Annotated in this window: 2 protein-coding genes; both read left to right on the plus strand. The window is 65.8% G+C overall.

Translation table 11 applies throughout. The annotated features are described in order from the left end of the window. The first annotated feature begins 64 nt into the window (after positions 1–64). Positions 65–493 (plus strand): helix-turn-helix domain-containing protein, encoded by a 429-nt coding sequence (locus tag J2850_RS32415; protein ID WP_209991397.1) that lies wholly within the window; start codon positions 65–67, stop codon positions 491–493. After that, positions 490–1,356 carry an IS3 family transposase gene (locus tag J2850_RS31530; RefSeq protein WP_281415111.1) on the plus strand — a complete coding sequence of 289 codons (867 nt, stop codon included), beginning with the start codon at positions 490–492 and terminating at the stop codon, positions 1,354–1,356. Before J2850_RS32415 ends, J2850_RS31530 begins: the two co-directional genes overlap by 4 nt. The last annotated feature ends 25 nt before the right edge of the window (positions 1,357–1,381 follow it).

Raw genomic sequence — 1,381 nt, forward strand, 5'->3', positions numbered from 1 at the left:
CCTGGAGTGCCCCCCGAAACTGAGACAGAGTTAAAGTGTTCCGGTTCTCTGATGGAGAGGACCGATGGGAGAGAAGCGAAGTTTGGAGTTCAAGGCTGCGCTGGTTCGACGGCTTGAAGCTGGCGAGCGGATAACGGACCTTGAGCGTGAGACGGGCATATTCCGTGCGCAGATTTACCGTTGGCGCGATGCATTTGGGCGTGAGGGGGAGGCTGGCTTGTCGCGTCGTCCTGGTCGTCGGCGAGGCTATCGGCAGTCTCGATCTGCAGAGGGAAGCGGGGCAGTTGGTGCGGCGCCGAGCGCACCGGCGGTGACCGCTTTGGACCAGCTTGCGCCGGAAGTGCGAGCTTGGGTGAGTGAGCTTGAGCGGACGGTTGCCCGCCAACAGCTTGAGTTGGGTTTTTTCAGCGAAGCCTTGCAGCGTATCGAGGAGTCGCGCCGGCCGACGAGCGAGGCTGGCGAGACGGCGTCTACGCCACCATCCAGGCGATGACGCAGCGGCAAGGCAGAGTTTCGGTGGACCGGATGTGCCAGTTGGCGGGCGTGAGCCGGGTCGGCTTCTACCGGCACTGGCAGAAGCGCGCGCCGGCGACGGAGGAGACGGACCTGCGCGATGCCATCCAGCGCTTGGCCCTGGCGCATCGGCATTACGGTTACCGGCGCATCACGGCGCTGCTGCGCCGGGAGGGGCGGCTGGCGAACCACAAGCGGGTGCTGCGGCTGATGCGGGAGGACAACCTGCTGTGCCTGAGGCGGGCGGCGTTTGTCCCGGCGACGACGGACAGCCGCCATGACTTCCCGGTTTGGCCCAACATGGCGCGCCGCTTGACGCTGAGCGGGCCGAACCAGCTATGGGTTGCCGACATCACCTATGTCCGGCTGGGCGGGGAGTTCGCCTATCTGGCGGTGGTGCTGGACGCCTGGTCGCGCCGGGTGATCGGCTGGGCACTGGCCGACCACCTGCGTGCGGAGTTGGCACTGGAGGCACTCGACGGCGCCTTGGCCGCGCGCGGAGCGGGACCGATGGTTCACCACTCCGACCGAGGCATCCAGTACGCATGCCGAGCCTACATCGGGCGCTTGGAGGCTCATGGCGTCCAGCCGAGCATGAGCCGGGTCGGCTGCCCTTACGACAATGCCATGGCGGAAAGCTTCATGAAGACACTCAAGACCGAAGAGGTCGATGGCCGCAGCTATGCCGACATCGCCCAGGCCCGGGCCTGCATCGACCGCTTCATTGACGAGGTGTACAATCGACGGCGCCTCCACTCGGCCCTTGCCTACAGTCCACCGGCCGAGTTCGAAGAAAAATTCCCGCCACCAGGGCCGGGCGGCCGCCCGGCCCTGGTGGCCTGACCAATCCGGAACGTTTTATCAGTCG

The sequence above is a fragment of the Azospirillum picis genome, from assembly GCF_017876115.1.
In the GTDB taxonomy this organism is placed as follows: domain Bacteria; phylum Pseudomonadota; class Alphaproteobacteria; order Azospirillales; family Azospirillaceae; genus Azospirillum; species Azospirillum picis.